This is a genomic window from Campylobacter concisus (assembly GCF_002165785.1).
Lineage (GTDB): Bacteria > Campylobacterota > Campylobacteria > Campylobacterales > Campylobacteraceae > Campylobacter_A > Campylobacter_A concisus_W.
The window spans coordinates 1-18,034 of sequence record NZ_NDYO01000012.1; the positions used below are offsets into that span (position 1 = coordinate 1).

Consider the following 18,034-nt stretch of genomic DNA (forward strand, 5'->3'; position numbering starts at 1 on the left):
TTTTATTGCTGTAACTTGCTTAATAATTCTATGTATTTCTTAATATAGTGGCGGACAGAGAGGGATTTGAATTCTTTTTATTTTTTTTCTTTTATATTTAGTTTTCCATTGTTTGCTTTTTCTTTTATTTTTTCTAATTTTTCTAAGAATTTTTGAGTTTCTAAAATTTGATCATCTAGTGCCAGACCTTGATTTATTAATCTTATTAATTCTGGCTTTTCTTTTTCCCAGTTTGTTAGCGTATTTCTTGTGATATTTAATTTTTCTGCTAATTCTTGTCTAGTCATTTTTCATACTTTTTGACAAATTATTTGGCATTTTATTAATTTTTAAGTTTTGTTTATTTATCATTTCACTATCCAAATGCACAATTATTGTGCATTAGTATTTTTTGATTTCTTGTTTGCAATAAAAGTATATCAAAAAATATGTTTTTTGCCCTGAATATGGCTTTAAACTATTTATTAATTGACAAACTGCCCGCAACAGAGTGAAGATGTTTTGGGGCTTGGTTGTTACAACCTTAATATGTTGTAAAACTGTTGGGGGTGGTGTAGCTCTGCCCCTAAAATACTAAGCTACAAATAAATATTTCTTAAGGAGCTACACATGTACACTTACCTTTTAGGCCTTTGTGACGAAGTTCGTCCAATTTCTCGTATCGACAAAAAGACCGGCGAAGTTTCATCATCTATCGATGTAACTATTACCTTTGAAAGTCGTGACCAACATGGCTATCTTGTCAAATCAACCGAAACTATCAATTATGATTTTTCTCTTAAGCCAAAATTTGATTCCGTCAAAGGCAAATATATTGCTGTTCCATATCGTTTTATAAATACTCGTAATGGTGCTTATATGTTCCCTGATGAGAGTTTGAGTTTTCAAGTCTTTAATGAAAACCCTTTTTTGAAAGAAACATCAAAGCCATCTAAATAACAAAAAGCGGGGGCTATGCCTTAATGTGAGTTGCAAACCCTCTCCCGCATTAATCTCTAGAAAGTTTATTTTTATAGATTTTCTAGAGTTTAAAACTCATAATTTTATAAAAAGGAGTTAGATATGGAAAAAACTAAAAATTTTCTAGAATCTACTAAGGTTAAAGTTGCTGCTGTTAGCTCTGCATTGCTTTCAGCTCCTGCTCTTTTCGCTGGAGATGCTCCAGTTATTCCAACTACGCCGTTAAAAGCTGACTATGCTTTATTTGACTACGTATTTGCTGGTGTTATCGCTGTTGCTTTCATCTTTATGATAGCTGGCAGAGTTAAATCTTTCATCAAGTAATTTTAGGGGCTTCTTGCCCCTTTAAAGGTGCATAATAATGAAAGAAAATGCTATATATATCCCTAGTTTAAATACCTGCGTTAAAGATTTTTATATAAAAGATAAAACAATATTTCTTGAAAATTTTGATAGTAGCGTTTCTATTTCTTATGATTCTATTTCTAATTTTCAAACTAATTATATTTTTAATACCGAAACTAATATTTGCTACATACAAAAAAATGATTTAATTTCAAACTTAGGTATATATGAACATCAATTTAATTTTTTAATGGGTCTTTCTGCGATACTTATAGCATTTTCTTTCCTTATTGGCTTAATCATAGTCGGAGCTACACGATGATTGAAGTTTTTAACAACGATGTATTTAACTATTTTTTAAACGTTTTTTCTCTCTTTTTCGTTCCTATTTTTATTTACGTTATAGCTCTTTCTTTTGTCAAATAGGTTTTAAATTTTAAAGGCGCTCGATACTAAATTTTAAACTTCATTTTTTCCTGAAAAAATGAAGCGACAACCGAAGGGCGTCAGTAGCGTATAGGAATTAAATATTATGGATAAAAATTTATTTAAGGATTTTGTATGAAATTTCTAGTTAGATCTTTCATTTTCTTATCTCTTTTATGCTCTCTTGCTTTTTCTTATAATTGCCCTAGTGGCTTATGTTCTGTTATTCGTGATAAAGACTTTGATAGCTCTTTTAAGCCTATCGATGGCAAATTTTTAAAGGGTAATAATTATTACGGTCTTAGGTCGCCTGAAACTGGTTATTACTTTATCTATTCTTTTACAATTACTCAAGAAGCTTATTATTTTTTAGGCTCAAAAACTCCTGGTTTTTATGTTGGGTTTAACTCTAATCATGTTTATATAGGTGGCGAGCGTAGATCTGGCCGTTTTGGTCAGCGTGGTGGTGGTGGTATTTTTGATTATTTTGTTGCTTCTGATAATCCTAATGATCCAGTTTTTGATTATTACGATTTTACTGTCTTTGTTTCTCATGATGTTGCAAGATGTAAGCTAAATCAAGAATTTAACACTGATACTATGCAATGTGTTGATTCTTGTCCAGTTGGCCAGACTTGGGACGTTGAAAAAAATGCTTGTGTTGATCCTTGCCCTGCTGATCAAATTTTTAATAAAGAAACTGGTAAATGTGAGTCTAAACTTAAACGCCCTGATTGGTGTCCTGCTCCTATGATTTATAATGAAAGAAAGGTTGAGCTTCTTTTAAGAGATACAACTGTTGAAGAGTGTCTTCCTGATCCTAACATTGATAGGGATAAGTGTAAATCATTTGGTATGGTTTATCATGATTGTGCTGATCTTTATGGTCTTGAATTAACTGCTTGTATGAGTTTCCCTGAAGGTTGTTATACAACTTCTACCCTTCATAAACTTGAAGCCGAACAACAGCTCGAAAGTGATCTTTTTCTTATGGGCGGATTTATGATCCCCTTGCCTATTAATTCTATAAAAAATGGTCTTACTTCTTTATCTAATTTTTTTAAAGGTTTGTTTGCTAGTGGCTCAAAAGCGCCTAAGATAAATTTATTAGAGTATAGACCCCAGTTAGTTGATATTAAAGCTACTAAGGCTGGCCCTGAGCCAGTTTTTGATTTTAAGCCAGTTGATGATTCCGCTATTGCTTTAAATAATACCTTTAGAGAAACTGGCAAGATTGATCCTGCTGCTTCAACTTCATCAAATATTATAAAATCTCCACAAAAACTAGCCGATGTTTCTCCAAATTTAAGAAAATTTGATTTGCCAAAAGATGCTTCTATATCTAAAATTGAAAACAATACTATTGTTACCGCAAAGCTAAAGGATATGTCTAAGCCTATCCCCACAAAAGAGATCACTGTTCCAAACGAAGTTAAAAATATAAATCTTGATTATGATCTAAATACTATGTTTAAGACTTCTGATAAACCTACTCCAAATTTGCCTATGACAATTAAGCAAACTAGCAATACTGGCAATAAAGCAACCTACAAAGGCAATATTGTTACGCCTGATCAAAGTATTATAGATGTTGATGTTGTAGAAACTACCACACAAACTGGTTCAAGGGTGCAAGATGTAACTTATTCTTATACTTATAAAACTCCAAAAGGTAATAGTAAATTTTCAACTGGTTATGTTAATACTATTGGTTCTGATAATAGAGTTAATAATTCTATTCCTAAAGATGGCACATCTAGCTCAGGTGGTAATTCGTCAAGTTCAGGTGGCAATTCGTCTAGTCCAGGTAATGGCGGTAGTGGTTCATCTACTACTACACCTACCCAGCCTTCCCAGTCTATTGATTTAAGCTCTTTAGAGCAGGCTATAAATAGAAATGGTGCTAAGCTTGATGCTATAAACGATACTTTAACCTCTATCAAGAATCAACAGCAAGAGCAATGGAATTATGATCCTAATATTAATACTGCTACTTCTTTTTCAGCTTTACAAAGCGAGCTTGCTAAATTTGATGTGTCTGTTAATGACGCTTTTAATTTTTTGAATAATTTTAAAAGCGATATTGACAATTTAATGAATAATTTTAATGAGTCGCTAGAAGTCTTTAAGAATGGTATAGATACTCCTGATATTCCTAAAGGAACTTGTCCTTTTACTATTAGTGGCCCAACTCCAGGTAGTCAGAAAAATAATTTATTTGTGATCGATCCTTGTCGTATTGTTACCCCTTATAGGTCTATTCTTACTCTATTTTTTACGATTTGGTTTAGCTTCGAGATCATTATGTTTTCTTTGAAATATCTCTTTAGAGTGGGTGGTGAATCATGAAATGGTTAATTGGTGCTGTTGGCGGTTTTATAGTTAATTTTATTGAATTTCTAGTAAAGAAAATTGGTATAAGAAATACTATTTTAGCTTTTGTTGTGCCTATTTATGCTTCTTTTGTGGCTTTTCTTGTCGCTTTTGCTGGCTATGCCATTTTATTTATTATGAAAATTTGGAATTTACTAAGAGAATATATCCCTAAGATGTTTGATTATGGCTCTAGTGTTAGCGGTTCTTTTGGTGGTTTACCTACTCAAACTGTTTTAAACTCTGCTATGGAGTTTTTACATCAAAGTGGTCTAGCTTCTGCCTTTTCAACTGCCATTACTTTATTTATATCTATTCTTAGTCTTTTCTTTGCTCTGCAGCTTTATAAGGTAATTTTGTATGTTAGAGCCAACATTACTAAGATCATAACCGATCTATTAACATTAATGAGTAGATAAAATGTTAAGTTTAATCATTGGTCCGCCACGCTCTGGGAAAACATATAAAGCCGTTCATATAATAAATGATGAGTATGAGCTACATTTAAAAGATGAATCAAAGTATAGATTTATTTATACTAATATTAACGGCTTAAAATTTGATCATTTTGATGGCTTTGTAAAGCAATATGATAAAAATGATTTTCTTACTGCTGTTAGTCAAGAATATACGCTTAGTTCTCAATATGAAAATGGCTTTTTAGATAATGTAGATAATTATGATGAATATGCTTTAAAAAATGGCATCTATGAAAATTATCATCATTGCTTGATAGTTCTTGATGAAGCTTACAACACCTTTACAAAAACATTTAATGATAGTCTTGGTAGGTTTTTAAGTTATCACGGACATTTTGGCATTGATATTATTTTTTTATTTCAGTCTAAACGTCAGACAAATAGAGAATATTTAGTTCATACTGAATTAATGTATATGGCCCAGCCTAGTGGCAAAAGGCTTTTTAGTAGTCTTTTTAAATATAAGGTTTATAGCACTTCATCTAATTTTAATTATAATCTTATTCGCTCTGAAAATCTAAAATTTAATCAAAAAGTATCAGATTTATATAGTAGTGGCTCAAAAGAAATTTATAAAAGTTATGCGACTAAAAAAATCCTATTTTTATTAGCTTTTATAGTTTTTTCTTATTTACTTTATAAATTTTTAGAGCCTAAGCATGAGCCAGATCAGTCATCTAGTCAAGATACCAGGTTTGTTGATTTAAATACTTCTGATTCTAAAGCACCTAAGACAATTTCAAATAGCGTAGATAATTCAGACATAAACACCACTATTTTTAACAACAATAGAATCTATCTAAAGATAACTTGCTTTCCAAATGGTTGTAAATTTAGAAATTACGCCATTGATTTATCTTTAGATAGCTTCTTAGAACTTCTTTCTTTCTCAAACTGCCATATATTCTTACAAGATAAGAAGTCAGGCAATTACATTGATTATTTTGTTTCTTGCCATGCAGATTTTGAAAGGGTTTTAAAAAGCTTAGAAAATTCATCACAAGGGTTTGCAAATGAAAAATCTCCAAAGACTGATTCTAGTCCTATGCTTCCTACTCTCAAGTAGTTTATCTGCTTTAGAATATCGTAACATTACCTTTAACGATTTCTTAGGCGAGATTAGTTCTATAACTGGCAAAAATATTGTCATTAGTGGTAACGTTGATACTAATTTTGACGTATTTTTACCTACGCTTGATCTAAGCAATACTGATACTTTTTCTAAGTTGTTAAAAGATATTTTAAATGTTAATGGTCTTGATTATTTGATACAAGATAGTGTCTTGTTGATATATAATCCAACCGTTGAAGATAAGCCAGTATTGAATGATTATATAATCAAATTTAAGCACGTTTCCAAAGAAGATGTTGTTTCTGCTCTTTCTTTATTTAATGAAAACATAAAATACACTGTTTATAGTGATAGGATACTGCTTATTACTACTGAAAGTCAGTATGAGATTATTAATAATCTTATTAATGGGCTTGACACTAGCTATCAATTAAGGCAACTTAGCTTTACAATTATTAGCACGGATAACACAAAACTTAAAGAAATTGGCCCACGTATAGAATCACTTTTAAATCCACTAGATCATTTTTATTTTAAAATTATTACCAACGTTCTTACGGTCGATAGCACCAAAGTTAATAAAGACTCTGTTACCAGCCTTATAAATTTGCTTAAAGAAAAGGGTGTATCTGATCTACTTTATAATCCTAGAGTTACTTTAATTGACAATAAAGATAGCGTAATCGAGAGCGTTATAAAAACCCCTATTCAAAAATCATCGATCGAAATTCAAAACAACCAAAGAATGACTACGAATCAAGTTGATTATCAAGATGTTGGCTTAAAGCTTTATATTACAAATGTCTTAATTACTAATGATAGCGTTAGCTTTACTTTGGATTTATATATAGAAAGTTTGCTTGATGATACATTGACTCCTAGAATTTCTAGTAGGCATCTAAAAACAAATGTATATCTTACTGATTCAAATTCTTTTCTTATTGGTGGTATTAATAGCAAAGAAACAATAAAATCAACAAAAACTATTCCCTTTGTTGAAAATATTCCTATTCTTGGTGATATAACTACATATAAGAGCGAAAAAACAACTGATTATAGCTTTAGTATATTTATAACAATGCTTCCGTCTGAAAAAGATATTTTTTCTGAGTTTTATTATGATCCAAAAGATAAACACCTTGCCTTAGAACGCTACCTAACGAGCGCAGCGCGCAACGCAAAAGGGGCCCCACGTAGTGGGGAATGAGCGTGCGCTCTTGGCTATATATAATATAAGTGTGTACCCTAAAGGAATAAGATGTATGGAATTAGTGAAACTGATAAAATCTTTTTAAAAACCAAGCTAGAAAATCAAAAGAAATTTCTTGATAGCAATTTCTTTATGGTAAATGGCGAGTATGTCCCCTATTCTAACTTTTATTTTTCTAGCTGGCATAACTCGAATAGATACATTGCTGAACTTAATAACCGAGTAGCCAGCCTTAATGATTATGCTCAAGGTCAAGGGCTTTGTCCTATTTTCGCAGTTTTTACCTTGCCTAGTGAGTATCATAAACAAAAGCTTATAACTCTTAAGAGTGGTAAGAAAAAGCTTGTTTATAATAAAAAGTATATCGATGATGAAGATCATAGCGTTAGCGCAGGAGCTAGCAAACTTCAAGCCTTAGTTAGAAGCATTATGAACTCAAAGCATTTTAGAAGAATATCGCAGTTTCAAAAATGCTATATTACTACTAAAGAGCCACATTTAGATGGGACTTGCCATTTAAATTTGCTTGTTTTTGTCCCTAAAGAAAAAATAAATGACTGCGTTATAGCTATTAAAAGTCGTTTTTTAGATACTCATAGCAGGGTTGAAACTGATATTAAAAATCCAACTTCTTATATTATGAAATATATTTTTAAAACTCTTGATGATTTACGCCAAAACCCTGATTTGGATAATTTGACCGATATAAGCTACTGGTATTTAAAGCATAAAATTAGGCGTTTTACTATGTCGCAAACGTTTATTAGTCTTGAAATTTATAGAAAACTAAATGGCAGGGTTGATTTAATATCTCTTACAAAAAACTACAATAAAGGCTTGGTTACTGTTTTACTCGATCCTGAAACTAAAAAGCCTTTACAAATATTTGATGAATTTGGCGATCTTTGGCATAAAATAAAGGTCTCAAAAGATGAGACTACCATAAGGCATCAAAACGTAAGTAGCGAGATAAAGAGTTTTGGCAATTCCTTAAAACAAAGGCAAATTTTAAAGCTTTGCGATGAACTTTTTAAAAGCAATGAAAAGCCTAAACCAGTAAGCAGAATGAAAGATTACGAGTTAGTCAATTACTATCAAAGCTTGGGCGGTGATGTAAATGCCCAGCATTTAGCCTATGTTGAAAATTTAATGCTTGATAGAAATTTAGATAATTTTACACACTATCATGAAAGGCATAATTTAAACGCCCCTGACATTGATAGCTTTGTAGATAGACTTTTGATTTGTAATGAGTTTTAATTATGCAAAACGTTAAATTTAAATACTATGCCGATTTATATCTTAAGCTCGGTAAGTCTGAGTGGAAATTATCGACTTATTGCAAGAATAAAGGCATTGTAAAAAATAGACTAAATGTTTTCTTTGATTTAGATATTTACGAAATAAAGCCTAGTGTTATTCGTTTGTGGCTTAACTCAATTCAAGACGTTTCTAATAAAAGTAAAAAACATTATTTGAATTCTTTATCGATGATCTTAAAGCTTGCCTTAGAAGATGAAATAATTGATAAAAATCCTATTATTCATATTAAAAGCATAGTCCATAAAACACCAAGAATAGAGCCTTTTACTAGCCAGCAAGTAAATGATATTTTAAGATTATCTACTAGATATAATGATAGATTCCAAATTTTTTTATATATTGGCTTTTTTACAGGCATGCGAACTGGCGAGATATTATCTTTAAAATTAAAAGATATTGATTTAGAAAATAGGGTTATAAATATTAATTCTACCAGGTCTAGATTTGGCGAGAATACACCTAAAACAATTTATTCGATTAGAACTATACCTATCTTGGATAATTTGTATAGTAAGCTTAAAAAGTATATTGAGAATTATCAAGACAATATTTATCTTTTACAAACACAATATAATGAACCTTACAGAGATACTGGCGTTTTTACTTCTGATTTTTGGAAGCCTATATTACATGAGTTAAATTTGCCATATAGGCGACTTTATAATATGCGACATACTTATGCTACTTCTATGCTTTATGGTAATTATGTTACTCCAGTAGAGTTATCAAAGCTCTTGGGCCATTCCACTCCTAAAATGATTTACGATGTATATGTAAATTATCTTAATTCAAACTTAAAAGATTTTAAGCGAGATATTTCAATTTATTAATCTGGGTCGTCAAAGGGATTTTTTTATTTTTAGAAATTTGCTTTAAATGCCTAAAAATTGGTATTTGTGGCGGACAGAGAGGGATTTGAACCCTCGAGCCCCGATTAAGAGCTGCACCCTTAGCAGGGGTGTGGTTTCAGCCACTCACCCATCTGTCCATAAAAAGAAATCGCATTATAATTGAAGGCCGCTGATATCTTGCTTAAATTTACATTTCGCAATTGCAGACCTTAGATAAAAAATCTAAAATAAAAATTTATAAATTTAGTCCTTCCAAAGCTACCATTTTAGCTTGGCTTTGTCTGGGTGCGGCGTATTTACATAGTAGCAAATCATACGGTAAACATAGAAGATATACCTATCGCTGCCGCGTCCGAGCGCCTTTGTGCGCTCAAACATCTCGTTCGGATCCGCATCCTTTAGGGAAGCGATATCCTTAACCAAGTGCTAGTAGATACGCTTTAGCCACTCAGCCAACAAGAGGATTTTCTTAAAATTACTCAAATTTAGTTCCTCACTTCGCTTTGATGTCATCTTCACGCAACATTTTGTAAAAAAGCTTAGTTAAAACCACTTCACACAAGTTCAAATTTTAAATTTGCTCCAAAATTCGTTCACAAATTTCTCTTGGATTTGCATTTTCATAAATCGGCCTGCCAACAACGATAAAGTCGCTACCTTCTTGCTTTGCACTCACTAAGTTTGCTACTCTTTTTTGATCTCCAGCGCTCTCGCCAAAAGGCCTAACACCAGGGCAAAGGGTGATAAATTTCTCATTTGTTACATCTTTGATGAGCTTACTTTCAAAAACAGAACAGACCATTCCATCAAGTCCTGCTTCAAAACTCATCTGGCTAAATTTTCTAACGGCTCTTGCAATCGTATCATTATAAACAGCGTCAAACTCGCTCTCACTAAAGCTAGTAAGTGCCGATACTGCGAGCACCAAAGGACGATTCCCAAGACCAGCTAGCCTATCCATAACTGTCTTCATCGCGCGCTCGCCAGCACTAGCATGCACATTTATCATATCTACGCCAATTTTTGAGACGACTTCAGCCGCATCTGCCATCGTATTTGGTATGTCATAAAGTTTTAGATCAAGAAAAATTTTAAAACCTTCAATCCCTTTTAACTCTTCTATAAATTTTGCCCCATCCCTAAGATAGCTTCTAAGCCCAACTTTTAGCCAAAGATTAAGCCCTTTTAGCTCGCGAGCAAGAGCCAAATTCTCCTCACGACTAGCCATATCAAGTGCGACACAGAGCCTCACAGATCGTCCTTTAGCTTATCAAGTACGCCGTTTATAAATTTTGGTGCTTGATCACTTCCAAGCTCTTTCGCAAGCTCGATCGCTTCGTTTATGATGACAGCCTTATCAGTTTGGCTAAATTTCATCTCATAAAGCCCAAGTCTAAGAATGGCAAGCTCAGTCGCACCAACCTTACTAAAATCGCCGTCTTTTAGATATGGCTTTAAAATTTCATCTAGTTTTTCTTTATTTGCGAGCACCTCTTTAAAAGTCTGCTGTGCCTCATGTTTACGCTCGTTTCTTATCTTTTTCTCCTCTAGAAATTCCTCTTCAAATGCAGCAGTTACCGGATTTATCTCATTTGAGTAGAGCAGCGAAACGACGGCCTGTCTAACCTGATGACGAGTCGCCATTTTACGCCTCCAAATTTTTATATAAGCTTAGCATCTCAATCACGCTCGTCATCGCTTCAAAGCCCTTATTTCCGGCCTTTGAACCAGCTCGCTCGATGGCTTGCTCGATGCTATCCACCGTTAGCACGCCAAAGGTTACCGGTTTGCCGTATTTTAGCGTAACGTTTGCGATACCCTTGGTGGTCTCGGCGCTAACGTAGTCAAAGTGCGGCGTAGAGCCGCGGATTACCGCTCCCACGCAGCAAACGGCGTCAAATTTACCGCTAGCTAGCGCCTTTTCAAGCGCCATCGGTATCTCAAACGCGCCCGGCACCAAAATGAGGCTCAAATTCGCCTCGTCGCCGCCGTGACGCAAAAACGCATCCCTCGCGCCCTCGACCAGCCTATCGGTGATGATGTGGTTAAATCTCGCGTTAATGATAGCGATCTTCTCGCCGCCCTTTAGAGCCAAATTTCCTTCGATTATTTTCATCTTTTTCCTTCGTTAAAATTTATTGCAATTCTAGCGAAAAGTTACATAAATTATCTATTTCCCTTTTTCCTATTACACTCGGCGCAGAGCATTTGGCAGTTTTCACGAACGGTTTTTCCACCTTTACTCCAAGGTATTATATGATCTGCATCCATTTGCTCTATCTCAAATTTTTGACCGCAGTGAGGACAAATTCCGCCTTGATTTTCATAGGTTTCACGCTTTATATCATCATCAAAAGCGCGCAAATTTAAAAATTTCTCATCATTACTTAAAACGTATTCATAGATCCCTTTTTTATTATTAACTTCGCTATCTTTCATGAGAAGTGAAATTTTTTCTTCCAGCTCATTTGCATCAAGGGATTTATCTTTAAATTTATTATAAAGAAATCCCCACTCAAGTCCCTTCATTTCTTTACGGTAGTTAGAAAATTTTGCCTTTACCCAGTCGATGACGCCACTAAAATAAAGCCACAATTCGTCAGCGTTTTGTGCGCCCATCTGTTTTTGATGAGCCATATATTTTTCTATATCTTCGGCAGCCTTTGAGCCAACTTTCCACGTTATTACCCTTTCTAAAATTTCTTGTCTTATAGGATCGTCTTTTAAATAACCACTGCCCTTTTGTGCAGCTAAACAATTTCTTTTACTAAATTTTACCTTCGCATCACTTAGCCACTGACTAGTAAATACCGCGTTTCTAAGCTCCTGATCACTTAGTTTTTCACCAGCTATGTTTATAGTTTTAAACCATTCTAACTTCTCGCTGTCGCTACCCTCGCAAATGTAAATCATAAGCTCATAGTTTAAAAATTTTTCTTTTTTATCATCAGGCATCGTGTGAAAAGCCGTTACACTACTTGCCCACTCGGCTTTAAACGCCATTTTATCGAGGCTAAAATCCCCATTTACGAAGTCGCAAATACTGATAGTTCTTTGTTGGCCATCAAGTACCTCATATTCGTTTTCACCGTTTTTTACCCAATACATCGTATTTAGCGGAAAACCCCAAAGGCAAGTGTTTATCACAGCATCTCGCTGTTTGTCGCCATAGACAAATTCGCGCTGATATTTTGGACGGATATTTAAAGCTCCGCCATATCCTATAACCTGTCCATTTTCTTCATCCCTGACGTAGCCATTTACTAGTTCTCTTATGGTGATTTTCTTTAACTCAATTTTCACTTTGCCTCCTTTTTGAGCATTTTATTTTTAATTAAAATTCGTGCGTAAATTTTCTTACCGTTTATGTATGGATAACCGAAGTTAAACTCATCTATCTTTGTTGTGACCATTTGTCCTATTATTTCAAACTGACCTGGATTATATTTATCTAAAAACGTTATGGGCACACCCATCGCGCCTTCGTAATCCATCGGAATTTCTATAGTTTTATCGACGTTTATCGCGTCGTAATTATCGTACTTTGGGTATTTTTGCGGATCAAAAGTATAAATAGTTTTTAAAATTTCGTTACGTTTTTTATGAGGTAAATTTGTAAACCATCTAACACCCTTAACTCTAACAAATTTTTGTTCTATTATTTTGCCATTTTGTTCAATTTTTTCTATTCCGCATGTTGCCGCATTCAGTGGATAATTATCAGGAACTCCAAATTTTCTATCTCCACTGGTAATAGAAATACCTAGCCAAAGATTATTATCTTTTATGTATTTAAAAATTTCCTTATAACTAATTGCATTCACATTACCAATAATTAAAAATTTCTTTTTATATTCAACTAGTTGCGCGACATATTCACGAAATAGCGAAAATGGAGGATTTGTTACTACGATGTCAGATTGCTTTAGAAGCTCTATGCATTCAGTGGAACGAAAATCACCAGCTGGATAATTTTCATCATGATTTAGTAAATTTGGTTTTAAACGAGCGATAAATTCATCTATTTTCGCTCCGTCATTTAAAATTTCGCCGTTTTCATCCACACCTTCATAGATGAAATAGCTTGATTTCTCAGGCGCAGCGCGCTCGTCTCTCTCTCTCTCTCTCTCTCGAAGCTTCGTCATCAAACAAAGTTGGATTTTTTAAAGCCGAAAACTCTTCTCCACTTGCATTTTTATAGCAGGTAGTCACAAGTCTTTTAAGCCCAAAAAGATAAAAGTTGTAGGCAAAATATTTAAAGAAATTTGACTGCTTAGGATCGTCGCAGTTGCAAAACACAATTTTGTCTTTAAAATGCTCTTTATAGTGTCTTAGTTCATTCTGAATATCATTAAACTGAGTGTAGAATTCATCATTTTTACCGCTTTTAGCCTTATGTAAATTTGCATTTTTACTTTTTGCCATTTTGCCTCGATTTTATATTTTTAGGATTTAGCTAGCCGCTCGTTTTAACTTTAAATTATTTTTAACATTACCGCGCTTAGCGTTATTAGCGATAGATAAAACGCCTTTAGCACGCTCATTTTTTCGCCGTTAAAAATCACTCCGACGCCCACGGCTCCAACCGCTCCGATACCCGTCCAAATCGCGTACACTACCGACATCGCCATCGCCTGCATCGCATAGCTCAAAAGCCAGAGCGAAAGGGCGAAATTTGCGGTTAAAATCAAAAAATTCGCCGCTTTTTTCACGCCGAAGCTTTTTTGAAATTTAGTTAGAAAAAACACGCCCGAAACCTCGCAGCACCCGGCCGCCAAAAGAGCTAAAACGTGCATCAAGATTTTAGCCTTTTTAACCCCAGCACGCCCGCGATCAGCGTCGCTATGAAAAATAGCCGCAAGGGATCTGGCATCTGGCCGCTTGAGCCGTATTCGCTAACGCTTTCGGCGACCACTATAAAAAACGCTCCAAATCCCACAAATACGGTATATGCGACGCTAACGGGGATATATTTTAAAGCCTTTATAAACGACACGAAGCTAACGCAGACTAACGCGGCAGTAAGCGCGAATTCTACGGCATTTTGGGCGTGTTTTAGCCCGTATGCCCAGCCGCACTCGGCGACCGCGCCGCCTAATACCCACAAAAAGCCCTTAGTTTGCATCGCCAAGAGCTTGCTTTATCTTAAAAATTTGATCGATATTTGCGTCTAGCTCGTCCAAATTTAGCATATTAGGCCCGTCGCAAAGCGCCTCGCAAGGATTTACGTGCGTCTCGTAAAAAAATCCGTCCACGCCGGCAGCCGCCGCAGCTCGCGCTAGATAGGGCACAAATCTCGCGTCTCCGCCGCTTTTCTCGCCCAAAGCCGACGGCATCTGCACGCTATGCGTCGCGTCGAAAATCACCGGCGCAAACTCCCTCATCAGCACCAAATTTCGCATATCTACGACTAAATTTCCGTAGCCAAAGGTGCTGCCTCGCTCCGTTAGCCACACGCCGTTTTGTTTAGCGACCTCGTATCCCTCGCCGCTCACGCCGCGCGTTTCTAGCACTTTTTTAACCGAGTGCTTCATCGCGGACGCTCCTAAAAACTGCCCTTTTTTGATATTTACGACCGCTTTTGTCTTGGCCGCAGCCACGAGTAGATCGGTCTGGCGGCACAAAAATGCTGGGATTTGCAGTACGTCGGCTACTTCGCCTACAGGACCGGCCTGATAGCTCTCGTGAATATCGGTCAAAATTTTAAAACCGAATTCCTTTTTTACTTTGGCTAAAATTTCGCACCCTTTTTCAAGTCCGGGCCCGCGAAACGAGCTTATACTCGTGCGATTCGCCTTATCAAAGCTTGATTTGAAATAAAAATCTATCCGCTTATCTTCGTTAAATTTAACTAGCCTTTTTGCCACTTCAAAAACAAGCTGCTCGCTTTCTATGACGCAAGGCCCTGCTATTAATATCATTTTTTCTCCTTTATTTTTCTTTCACAACTAAAATTCCACTCACTATTACTAGCAAGATGCCTAAAAGTGCCGTTTGATTTGGCAATACATCACCCATAAAATAGCCAATTATAAGCGTAAAAATGACGTCTGCGTAGCTAACCGCTGCGATCACTCCAGCCTTTTTGCCAACCGCAAACGCCTTTGTCATGTACGACTGAAAAAAATATCCGCTAAGCCCCATTAGCAAGATAAAAACAACGTTATACCAGCTTGGCATGCTAAATTTTGAAAACAAAAAATCAAGTGGCTCGTAGGTGAAAAATTCTGCCAAACCCATGCAAATAAGTGGCAAAAACGAGCCCCAAAGCATAAAACTTAGTACGATAACGTTCGTGCCGTAACTCTTGTTTAGCTCCTTTACACTCGTATATGCAATCGCCGCACCAAGGCCGCTCCAAACGCCGATAATATCAGTCTTGCTTATACCTAAATTTGGCTGGATAACAAGCAAAATTCCACCAAATCCCAAAAATACAGCAAACCAGCCAAGTGAACTTAGACGCTCTTTGAAAATAAAGGCTGCAAGGATAGCTGTAAAGATTGGATTTGTCTTTTGAAATGTAAAAGCTGTGGCCAAATTTACATGAGCGACATTATAAAAAAAAGCAAAAAGTGCGACCGTGCCCACAAAGCCACGAAACATTAGCAAAAAAAAGTGTCCACCAGCTTGCTTAAATGGAAATCTATAAATGGCATAAATAACGATAAAAAGGCCTATTAAATTTCTAAAAAATACAACTTCGATAGATGGCATATCTTTGCTAAGATACTTTGCAAATGCGCCAGTAACGGCAAACATAAAGCAAGCAAAAAGCATATAAAAAATGCCAAGATGCGAAATATAAAACCTTTTTAACATCACAAGACCTTTAAATTTAAAGTAGCCATTTTAATGAAAAGTGGCTTAAATTTTGGTTGATTTTTTCTTTTATTTTGGCACTTTTAAGCAAATTTTTATACTTTATATAAGTCAAAAATTTGTATAATCAGCCATCACGAAAAGGACAAAATTTGCAAAAAGTAATATTAGTAGGCAAGCCAAATGTCGGCAAAAGCTCACTTTTTAACCGCTTAGCTGGTCGTCGTATCGCTATAACAAGCGATGTTAGCGGCACGACAAGAGACACGAACAAAGCCAAGATCGAAGTTGAGGGTAAAGAGTGCATTTTAATCGACAGTGGTGGCCTTGATGATAGTAGCGAGCTTTTTAAAAATGTAAAAGCAAAGACCTTGGCAGAGGCTAAAAATTCAGACGCCATTTTATACATGGTCGATGGCAAAATGATGCCAGATGATGAAGATAGAGCCATTTTTTACGAGCTTAGCAAGCTAAATTTACCAATCGTACTAGTCATTAATAAAATAGACAGTAAAAAAGATGAGCAAAGAGAGTGGGAATTTATAAGCTTTGGCGCGAAAAATGCCTTTGGAATTTCCGTAAGTCACAACACAGGCATAGATGAGCTTAGTATGTGGCTAGCAAAGCATATAGAAGACAAAGTACAGATAAAGGCCGATACGAGTGAAGATTTTGATGATTTTTTAGAAAACTATAATGACGAGGGCGAGCTAAGCGACGAGATAGACTATGAAAGCAAAAACATAAGAGTGGGTATCATAGGACGTGTAAATGTCGGCAAAAGCTCACTCCTAAACGCCCTTGTAAAAGAGAGTCGCGCTGTCGTTAGTGACGTGGCAGGCACTACGATCGATCCAGTTAATGAAATTTACGAGCATGATGGCAGAGTTTTTGAGTTTGTCGATACTGCTGGTATTAGAAAGCGTGGCAAGATCGAGGGCATCGAGAGATACGCGTTAAATAGAACTGAGAAAATTTTAGAAGAGACGGACGTAGCGCTACTTGTGCTTGATAGCTCTGAGCCATTAACTGAGCTTGACGAGCGTATCGCTGGCATCGCTTCAAAATTTGAGCTTGGCGTCATCATCGTGCTAAACAAATGGGACAAAAGTAGCGAAGAATTTGACGAACTCTGCAAAGAGATAAAAGATAGGTTTAAATTCTTAGCATATGCGCCGATCATCAGTGTTTCAGCACTTGGTGGCAAAAGAGTACATAAAATTTATCCGCTCATAGTTGAAATTTACAAAAACTACACACAAAAAATCCAAACTTCAAAGCTAAATGAAGTGATCGGCGAAGCGGCCAAAGCACACCCACTGCCACGAGATAAAGGCAGAGTTGTGAAAATTTACTACGCAGTGCAGTTTAAGACAGCACCTATCATGATAGCGCTCATTATGAACCGTCCAAAATGCCTGCACTTTAGCTACAAACGCTATTTAACAAATAAGCTTAGAGAGAGCTTTAATCTAACTGGCGTGCCTATCGTGCTAATCCCTAAAAAACGTGGAGAGAGCGATGAAAACAAAGAATAACAATATCGTTTTGATAGGGTTTATGGGCGTTGGCAAGGGCACGACTGCAAGGGCACTAAGCAAGGCACTAAAGACGATGAACCTTGACTGCGACGACTTACTAGAGAGCTCACAAAATATGAAGATAAAAGCTATCTTTGAAGAGTACGGAGAGGAGCATTTTAGGCAGCTTGAAAAAGATCTTGCCAAATTTCTAGCAACAAATGTCAAAAATGCGATCATCTCAACTGGTGGTGGCTTTGCCAAGGTTAAAAATTTAAAGAAAATTGGCACCGTGATCTATCTAAAAGCTAGTTTTGATGCGATCATGCAAAGGCTAAAAAATAGTAAAAATAGTGAGAAAAAGCTAGCAAAACGTCCACTTTTAAGTGATCTAAAAAGAGCTGAGGCTTTGCATCTAGAGCGAGAGGAGCTTTATGAGAAAAAGGCTGATTACATCGTTGAAGTCGAGGGTAAAACTCCAAAGCAGATCGTAAAAGAGATAAGGATGCTTTTAAAAATTTAGTTGTAAAGTGGCGCAAGTTGCTTGCAATGATAAATTTTAAGATCAGGCTAGATGGCTTTCTAGTGTGGTGTTAAAATTTGAAATGTTTGAGCTAAATTTAACGTTTTGTAGTTAGAAATTTTAGTGAAGT

The 18,034-nt window shown here is 35.6% G+C and carries 22 protein-coding genes, 1 tRNA gene and 1 pseudogene; 11 read left to right on the top strand and 13 right to left on the bottom strand.

What is annotated here, in order from left to right:
* Positions 1–77 precede the first annotated feature (77 nt).
* The gene (locus tag B9N62_RS08600; RefSeq protein WP_087585147.1) at positions 78–287 is read right to left on the bottom strand and encodes a helix-turn-helix domain-containing protein; all 210 of its coding nucleotides are present in this window, start codon (positions 285–287) and stop codon (positions 78–80) included.
* A gap of 322 nt (positions 288–609) precedes the next feature.
* Between B9N62_RS08600 and B9N62_RS08605 the strand changes: the two genes are divergently transcribed.
* The 9 genes from B9N62_RS08605 to B9N62_RS08645 all read left to right on the top strand — a co-directional run bounded on the left by B9N62_RS08605 (position 610) and on the right by B9N62_RS08645 (position 9,018).
* Positions 610–939, top strand: a complete 330-nt coding sequence (locus tag B9N62_RS08605) for a hypothetical protein (RefSeq protein ID WP_087585148.1) — start codon at positions 610–612, stop codon at positions 937–939.
* Positions 940–1,062: 123 nt separating this feature from the next.
* Complete coding sequence (locus tag B9N62_RS08610; RefSeq protein WP_087585149.1) at positions 1,063–1,284, top strand: phosphonate transporter; 222 nt, start codon at positions 1,063–1,065, stop codon at positions 1,282–1,284.
* A gap of 37 nt (positions 1,285–1,321) precedes the next feature.
* On the top strand, positions 1,322–1,627 hold the full coding sequence (locus tag B9N62_RS08615; protein WP_087585150.1) for a hypothetical protein: 306 nt from the start codon (positions 1,322–1,324) through the stop codon (positions 1,625–1,627).
* Between the two features lie 239 nt (positions 1,628–1,866).
* Positions 1,867–4,080 (top strand): hypothetical protein, encoded by a 2,214-nt coding sequence (locus tag B9N62_RS08620; RefSeq protein WP_180382185.1) that lies wholly within the window; start codon positions 1,867–1,869, stop codon positions 4,078–4,080.
* Positions 4,077–4,523, top strand: a complete 447-nt coding sequence (locus B9N62_RS08625) for a hypothetical protein (RefSeq protein ID WP_087585151.1) — start codon at positions 4,077–4,079, stop codon at positions 4,521–4,523. Before B9N62_RS08620 ends, B9N62_RS08625 begins: the two co-directional genes overlap by 4 nt.
* 1 nt (position 4,524) lies before the next feature.
* Positions 4,525–5,649 carry a zonular occludens toxin domain-containing protein gene (locus tag B9N62_RS08630; protein ID WP_087585152.1) on the top strand — a complete coding sequence of 375 codons (1,125 nt, stop codon included), beginning with the start codon at positions 4,525–4,527 and terminating at the stop codon, positions 5,647–5,649.
* Positions 5,597–6,862, top strand: a complete 1,266-nt coding sequence (locus tag B9N62_RS08635) for a type II secretion system protein GspD (protein ID WP_180382044.1) — start codon at positions 5,597–5,599, stop codon at positions 6,860–6,862. The genes B9N62_RS08630 and B9N62_RS08635 overlap by 53 nt, the downstream gene beginning before the upstream one ends.
* Positions 6,863–6,913: 51 nt before the next feature.
* Positions 6,914–8,125 (top strand): radical SAM protein, encoded by a 1,212-nt coding sequence (locus B9N62_RS08640; RefSeq protein WP_087585153.1) that lies wholly within the window; start codon positions 6,914–6,916, stop codon positions 8,123–8,125.
* A gap of 2 nt (positions 8,126–8,127) precedes the next feature.
* The gene (locus tag B9N62_RS08645) at positions 8,128–9,018 is read left to right on the top strand and encodes a tyrosine-type recombinase/integrase (RefSeq protein WP_087585154.1); all 891 of its coding nucleotides are present in this window, start codon (positions 8,128–8,130) and stop codon (positions 9,016–9,018) included.
* A gap of 67 nt (positions 9,019–9,085) precedes the next feature.
* Here B9N62_RS08645 and B9N62_RS08650 read toward each other — a convergent pair.
* From B9N62_RS08650 to B9N62_RS08700, 12 genes and pseudogenes are all read right to left on the bottom strand, one after another.
* Positions 9,086–9,176: transfer RNA gene (locus B9N62_RS08650), tRNA-Ser, on the bottom strand.
* Positions 9,177–9,297: 121 nt separating this feature from the next.
* Positions 9,298–9,522, bottom strand: a pseudogene (locus tag B9N62_RS10960) (helix-hairpin-helix domain-containing protein).
* Between the two features lie 88 nt (positions 9,523–9,610).
* Positions 9,611–10,291 carry an orotidine-5'-phosphate decarboxylase gene (pyrF, locus tag B9N62_RS08660; RefSeq protein ID WP_087585155.1) on the bottom strand — a complete coding sequence of 227 codons (681 nt, stop codon included), beginning with the start codon at positions 10,289–10,291 and terminating at the stop codon, positions 9,611–9,613.
* Positions 10,288–10,683: a transcription antitermination factor NusB gene (nusB, locus tag B9N62_RS08665; protein WP_087585156.1), complete on the bottom strand. Its 396-nt coding sequence runs from the start codon at positions 10,681–10,683 to the stop codon at positions 10,288–10,290. Before nusB ends, pyrF begins: the two co-directional genes overlap by 4 nt.
* 1 nt (position 10,684) lies before the next feature.
* Complete coding sequence (ribH, locus tag B9N62_RS08670) at positions 10,685–11,155, bottom strand: 6,7-dimethyl-8-ribityllumazine synthase (RefSeq protein WP_087585157.1); 471 nt, start codon at positions 11,153–11,155, stop codon at positions 10,685–10,687.
* Between the two features lie 50 nt (positions 11,156–11,205).
* On the bottom strand, positions 11,206–12,342 hold the full coding sequence (locus B9N62_RS08675) for a GmrSD restriction endonuclease domain-containing protein (protein ID WP_087585158.1): 1,137 nt from the start codon (positions 12,340–12,342) through the stop codon (positions 11,206–11,208).
* On the bottom strand, positions 12,339–13,184 hold the full coding sequence (locus B9N62_RS08680) for an adenine-specific methyltransferase EcoRI family protein (RefSeq protein WP_141083214.1): 846 nt from the start codon (positions 13,182–13,184) through the stop codon (positions 12,339–12,341). Before B9N62_RS08680 ends, B9N62_RS08675 begins: the two co-directional genes overlap by 4 nt.
* Positions 13,132–13,464: an adenine-specific methyltransferase EcoRI family protein gene (locus tag B9N62_RS11055; RefSeq protein ID WP_141083215.1), complete on the bottom strand. Its 333-nt coding sequence runs from the start codon at positions 13,462–13,464 to the stop codon at positions 13,132–13,134. The genes B9N62_RS08680 and B9N62_RS11055 overlap by 53 nt, the downstream gene beginning before the upstream one ends.
* Positions 13,465–13,514: 50 nt before the next feature.
* Entirely contained in the window at positions 13,515–13,838 is a 324-nt protein-coding gene (locus B9N62_RS08685; RefSeq protein WP_087585159.1) for a DMT family transporter, read from the bottom strand.
* Positions 13,835–14,164, bottom strand: coding sequence for a DMT family transporter (locus B9N62_RS08690; protein WP_087585267.1), 330 nt, complete (start codon positions 14,162–14,164; stop codon positions 13,835–13,837). Before B9N62_RS08690 ends, B9N62_RS08685 begins: the two co-directional genes overlap by 4 nt.
* Complete coding sequence (kdsA, locus tag B9N62_RS08695) at positions 14,154–14,960, bottom strand: 3-deoxy-8-phosphooctulonate synthase (protein WP_087585160.1); 807 nt, start codon at positions 14,958–14,960, stop codon at positions 14,154–14,156. The genes B9N62_RS08690 and kdsA overlap by 11 nt, the downstream gene beginning before the upstream one ends.
* Before the next feature lie 10 nt (positions 14,961–14,970).
* Positions 14,971–15,861, bottom strand: a complete 891-nt coding sequence (locus tag B9N62_RS08700; RefSeq protein WP_072593874.1) for a DMT family transporter — start codon at positions 15,859–15,861, stop codon at positions 14,971–14,973.
* Between the two features lie 152 nt (positions 15,862–16,013).
* On the opposite strand from B9N62_RS08700, the gene der reads away from it, so the two are divergent.
* Together der and B9N62_RS08710 are read left to right on the top strand one after the other, a co-directional pair.
* Positions 16,014–17,399, top strand: coding sequence for a ribosome biogenesis GTPase Der (gene der / locus B9N62_RS08705; protein WP_087585161.1), 1,386 nt, complete (start codon positions 16,014–16,016; stop codon positions 17,397–17,399).
* The gene (locus B9N62_RS08710; protein WP_054196151.1) at positions 17,383–17,904 is read left to right on the top strand and encodes a shikimate kinase; all 522 of its coding nucleotides are present in this window, start codon (positions 17,383–17,385) and stop codon (positions 17,902–17,904) included. Before der ends, B9N62_RS08710 begins: the two co-directional genes overlap by 17 nt.
* The last annotated feature ends 130 nt before the right edge of the window (positions 17,905–18,034 follow it).